6 protein-coding genes are annotated in these 5,614 nt (G+C 70.3%); all 6 read left to right on the plus strand.

The features are described 5' to 3' along the window. Positions 1-247: DNA gyrase C-terminal beta-propeller domain-containing protein (locus tag AC30N0_RS04940; protein ID WP_489516818.1), on the plus strand; the 247-nt coding region annotated here is incomplete at its 5' end. 2 nt (positions 248-249) lie between these two features. Then, entirely contained in the window at positions 250-870 is a 621-nt protein-coding gene (locus AC30N0_RS04945; RefSeq protein WP_489516823.1) for a hypothetical protein, read from the plus strand. A gap of 13 nt (positions 871-883) precedes the next feature. Continuing rightward, positions 884-1,990, plus strand: a complete 1,107-nt coding sequence (gene pheA, locus AC30N0_RS04950) for a prephenate dehydratase (RefSeq protein WP_489516819.1) — start codon at positions 884-886, stop codon at positions 1,988-1,990. A gap of 9 nt (positions 1,991-1,999) precedes the next feature. Beyond that, entirely contained in the window at positions 2,000-2,884 is an 885-nt protein-coding gene (locus tag AC30N0_RS04955) for a prephenate dehydrogenase (RefSeq protein ID WP_489516820.1), read from the plus strand. Positions 2,885-2,912: 28 nt separating this feature from the next. After that, positions 2,913-4,937, plus strand: a complete 2,025-nt coding sequence (locus tag AC30N0_RS04960; protein WP_489516821.1) for a bifunctional 3-phosphoshikimate 1-carboxyvinyltransferase/cytidylate kinase — start codon at positions 2,913-2,915, stop codon at positions 4,935-4,937. 129 nt (positions 4,938-5,066) lie between these two features. Then, positions 5,067-5,614 (plus strand): S1 RNA-binding domain-containing protein (locus AC30N0_RS04965; protein ID WP_489516822.1); only part of this gene is annotated, 548 nt, incomplete at its 3' end.

Consider the following 5,614-nt stretch of genomic DNA (forward strand, 5'->3'; position numbering starts at 1 on the left):
CAAGGTCGTCGCCGCGACGCTGGTCCGGCCGGACGACGAGATCATGCTGATAACCGACAGCGGCGTGCTGGTGCGCACGCGCGTCGCCGAGATTCGCGAGCTCGGCCGGGCGACGCAAGGCGTGACCCTCATCGCCCTCGACGACGGGGCCAAGCTGATCAGCCTGCAGCGCATCGTCGAGAACGATGCCAACGGCGATGCCGACGAACCGGTCGACGGCGCGGCCACTGAAGGAGACGACGAGTGAGGATGCTTTTGCGGGCCCTGGCCCAAACGGCCGGATGTGCGGCGGCGATCGCCCTGGCGAGCGCGGCGAGCGCGCAGGGCACGACCAAGAAGGAGCTGATCCAGCGGGTGCTGCAGGCCCAGCAGTTCGAAATCGAGAACGTGTCGCGGAACATCGTCGAGCGACCTGCCGCACAGATGATGCAGGAGGCCGGTCTCGCCATGCAGCGCCAGGTGCCGGCCGACAAGCGCGAGGCCATGGGCAAGTCGATCGAGGCCGAGGTGCGCAAGTACATCGACGAGTCCTACCCGCTCGTTCGCGAGCGTGCCCTCAAGCTCGCTCCGACGACAATCGGGGCCGTGCTCGAGGAGAAGATGACGGAGGACGAGCTCAAGCAGCTCGTCACCTGGCTCGAATCGGGCACCAACAAGAAGTTCCAGCAGCTCGGCCCGGACATGCGCAACGGCTTCATCCAGAAGGTGCTCGCCGAATCCGGGCCGGTGGTCGATCCCAAGATCAAGGCCCTCGACGCGCGCATTCGCGTGATCCTCGGGGTGCCTGCCGCAGCGCCGGCGGCGCAGCCCGCACCGGGGTCGCAGGCACCGCGACCGGGTCCGGCGTCCAGCCGGCCGGCGCCGAAGTAGCCGCCGGCTCGCGATGTCGACCCGCACGCCGGAGCCCGGCTCCGACCTGCAGTCGCAGCGGGCGCGCATCGATGCCATCGACCGAGAGCTGCTCGCCCTGCTCAACCGCCGGGCAACGGTCGCGCTGGCGATTGGCGAGCTGAAGCGTGCTGAGGGCTCGCCGGCATTCCGGCCGGAGCGCGAGGCGGCGGTGATCGAAGGCCTGAAGTCGGCCAACACCGGGCCCCTGCCGGCCGCCGGCGTGGCGCCCATCTGGCGCGAGATCATGTCGGCGTGCCGCGCCCTCGAGACGCCGACCCGCGTCGCCTACCTCGGGCCGGCCGGCACCTTCAGCGAACTGGCCGCACTCGGCTACTTCGGCTCGTCCATCGTGCGGCTGCCGTGCGCGAACGCCGACGAGGTTTTCCACGCCGCGAGCGCCGGGGCCGCCGACTTCGGCGTCGTGCCCGTCGAGAACTCGAGCGAAGGCGTGGTGACGCGCTCGCTCGACCTGTTCCTGACGACGCCGCTGGTCATCGTTGGCGAGACCAGCCTGTACGTGCGCCACAACCTGCTTCGTTCGAGCGACTCGCTGGACGGCATCGAGGCGGTGTGTGCCCATCCGCAGGCGCTCGCGCAGTGCCACGGCTGGCTGACCCGGCATCTGCCGCTCGCCGAGCGACGACCGGTGTCCAGCAACGCCGAGGGGGCGCGCCTGGCGAGCGTCGATGCCAAGCTCGCCGGCATCGCCGGCGATCGCGCGGCCAGCGAGTACGGCCTGCACGTGGTCGCGCCGGCGATCCAGGACGATGCCCACAACCGCACCCGCTTCGCCGTCCTCGCCGATCCCGCCGTCCACCCTGCGCCCAAGGCTTCGGGGCACGACTGCACCAGCCTCGTCGTCTCGGTGACGAACCGGCCGGGCGCGGTGCACGACCTGCTGCAGCCGCTGAAGGCGCATGGCGTCTCGATGACCCGCTTCGAATCCCGCCCGGCTCGATCCGGCCAGTGGGAGTACTACTTCTACGTCGACCTCGAGGGCCACCCCGACCAGCCGCACGTCGCGCTCGCCTTGAAGGAACTGCGCGCCGCCTGCGCGTTCTTCAAGCTGCTGGGCGCCTATCCGGTCGACGCGCACTAGGGCACCCGCATGTTCAATCAGCTCGGCGTGATCGGTTGCGGCCTGATGGGCGGCTCGTTCGCGCTCGCCCTCAAGAAGGCCGGCCTCGTCCGTCGCGTCATCGGCTACAGCAAGTCTCCCTCGACGACGGAGCAGGCCAGGCGCCTCGGCGTCATCGACACGGCGGCCGAGTCGGCGCTGCTCGCCGTGTCGGGCTCGGACATCGTCCTCATTGCCGTTCCAGTGGCGGCGACCGAGGCGACGTTCAAGGCGATCCGGCACCTGGTCGAGCCTGGATCGCTGCTGATGGACGTCGGCTCGACCAAGCGCGACGTCGTCGACGCGGCCCGGCGCGTGCTCAAGGATCGCATCACGTCCTTCGTGCCGGCGCATCCGATCGCCGGCAAGGAGGTGTCCGGCATCAGCAACGCCGACGCCTCGCTCTACCAGGGCCGGCAGGTGATCCTCACGCCGCTGCCGAAGACCTCGCCCGAGCTCGTGCAGAAAGCCACCGATGCCTGGGCCGGCATCGGCGCGCACGTGCTCCGCATGACCCCCGAGGACCACGACGCCGCGTTCGCGGCGGTCAGCCACCTGCCGCACGTCCTGGCGTTCGCCTTCTTCAACTCCATCGCGCGGCAGCCCGCCGGCCGCGACTACCTGTCGCTCGGCGGCCCCGGCTTTCGCGACTTCACCCGCATCGCCGCCAGCAACCCGGCGGTCTGGCGCGACATCCTGATGTCCAACCGCGAGGAGATCCTCAAGCAGGCGCAGAACTTCAGGCACACCCTCGACGCGATGGAGCACGTCATCCGCAACGGCAACGTGGAAGCCCTGGAGGCGCTCATCCGCAACGCCAGCGAAGCGCGCGCAGGCTGGCAGATGAACGCGTCGACCCCGCACACGCACCGCTGAGGCGGGGCCACGACGCGCACGCCGCGCCATGTACGCGACCCGCTTCCTCGACCTCCCGCCCTTGACCGGCATCGCCGGCAGCGTGCGCGTGCCGGGGTCGAAAAGCATCTCGAACCGGGCGCTTCTGCTGGCCGGCTTCGCCGCTGGCACGACGCGCATCGAAGGGCTGCTCCACTCCGACGACACCCACGTGATGCTGCAGGCGCTCGCCCAGCTCGGCTGCGGCGTCGGCGTCGAGGGCGAGGGCGACCGGCTGGCCGTCACCGGCATCGGCGGTTGCGCGGCTGTCCAGAAAGCGAGCCTGCACCTCGGCAACGCAGGCACGGCGATGCGCCCGCTCGCAGCCGCGCTCGCCATCAGCGCACCCCCCGGGGCGGCCTACGAACTGCGCGGCACCGCGCGCATGCACGATCGCCCGATCGGCGACCTCGTCGACGCCCTGCGCGCGCTCGGCTGCCGCATCGACTACCTCGGTCGCCAAGGCTACCCGCCGCTGTCGATCGGCGCTCCGTCCGGCAGCTGGGACGAGGGTGCCCCGGTTCGCGTCCGCGGCGACGTGTCGAGCCAGTTCCTCACTTCGCTGCTGCTGGCCCTGCCGCTGCGAGCCGCCGCCCTGCCCCTGACCGTCGAGGTCGACGGCGAGCTGATTTCGCGCCCCTACGTCGACATCACCCTGCGCCTGCTCGAGCGCTTCGGCGTCACGGTCGAGCGCGACGGCTGGCGCCGCTTCACGCTGCCGGGCGGCGGATCGCTCCGCTCGCCGGGCACCTTCGCGGTCGAGGGCGATGCGTCGTCGGCGTCCTACTTCATCGCCGCCGCGGCCATCGCCGCCGGCGCGGGCCTCTGCATCGAGGGCATCGGCAGCGACTCGATGCAGGGCGACATCGCCTTCGTCGACGCGGCCCGGGCGATGGGTGCATCGATCGACGCATCGCCGAGCCGGCTCGTCGTCCGGCGCGGCCGCATGCCGCTCCTGCCCATCCGGCTCGACTGCAACCACATGCCGGATGCGGCGATGACGCTCGCGGCGCTGGCCCTGTTCGCCGAGGGCACGTCGCGGCTCGAGAACATCGCCAGCTGGCGCGTCAAGGAGACCGACCGGCTGGCGGCGATGGCCACCGAGCTGCGCAAGCTCGGCGCGGCCGTCACCGAAGGCAGCGACTTCCTCGAGATCACGCCGCCCGCGCTCTGGCAGGCGGCCTCGATCTCGACCTACGACGACCACCGCATGGCGATGGCGATCTCCCTGGCGGCGTTCAACGCGGCTGCCGAAGCCTCGCCGCCGGTCCCGGTCCGCATCCTCGACCCGCGCTGCGTCGGCAAGACCTGGCCCGACTACTTCGAGACGCTGCTCGGCGTGGCTTCGGCGCCACGAAGCGCCATCCCGGTGCTGACGATCGACGGCCCCACCGCCTCCGGAAAGGGCACGCTGGCCGGCGCCGTCGCCGCCGCGCTCGGCTATCGCCTGCTCGATTCCGGCGCCCTGTACCGGGCGACGGCGATCGCCGCCATCGACGCCGGCGTCGCCGCCGACAACGAGGACGGCCTGGCGACGCTGGCCGCCGGCCTGGACCTGCGCTTCGAGGGGGGGCGAACCTTCCTCGGGCCGCGCGAGGTCACGGCAGCCCTGCGCCGCGAGGACGTCGGCGCACTGGCGTCTCGCATCTCGGCGTGGCCCCGCCTGCGCGCCGCCCTGCTCGACCTGCAGATCGACTTCCGCCGGCTGCCCGGGCTGGTCGCCGACGGGCGCGACATGGGCACGGTCGTCTTCCCGGACGCGGAGCTGAAGGTCTTCCTCACCGCCAGCGCTGCCGAACGGGCCGTGCGACGGGCCCGGCAATTGGAAAAAATGGGCTTTTCCGCTAACATCGACAGTCTTCGCGCCGACCTCGAGGGCCGCGACGCACGCGACATGAATCGCAGCGCGTCGCCCTTGAAGCCAGCAGAAGGCGCGCTGATGCTGGACAACTCGGCCCTTTCCATCGAAGCCTCGACGGAAGCGGTGCTCGAAGCCTGGCAGCAGCGCAGGCCTTTCGACCGAACGCCGGTCTGAAGGTCGACAGGTTTGCAACCTGTCCGGCCCGCCGCTTTCCCACCTCGTGCTGCATGGCACATCGAAGCGTCGGATCAGTCACCTAACCCCGCAGCCATCGCAAGACGGCCGCACCGGAAAAACCAAGCAATGCCCCAAGCCCAAGTCGCCTCCTCGCCTGCGTCCGAATCCTTCGCGCCCGACTCGTTCGCGGCGATGTTCGAGGATTCCCTCAAGAAGGCCGAGATGCGGAGCGGCGAAGTGATCACCGCCGAAGTGGTGCGTGTCGAGCACAACTTCGTCGTCGTCAACGCCGGCCTCAAGTCCGAGGCCTATGTCCCGATCGAGGAATTCAAGAACGACCAGGGCGAGCTCGAGGTCCAGCCGGGCGACTTCGTCTCGGTCGCGATCGACGCGGTCGAGAACGGATACGGCGACACCATCCTGTCGCGCGACAAGGCCAAGCGGCTCGCCTCCTGGCTCTCGCTCGAGAACTCGCTCGAGTCGGGCGAATTCGTCACCGGCACGGTGAACGGCAAGGTCAAGGGCGGCCTCACGGTGCTGGTCAACGGCATCCGCGCCTTCCTGCCGGGGTCGCTCCTCGACACGCGTCCGGTCAAGGACATGAGCCCGTTCGAGGGCAAGACGATGGAGTTCAAGGTCATCAAGCTCGACCGCAAGCGCAACAACGTCGTGCT

This window comes from Rhizobacter sp., assembly GCF_031412495.1.
GTDB lineage: Bacteria > Pseudomonadota > Gammaproteobacteria > Burkholderiales > Burkholderiaceae_C > Schlegelella_A.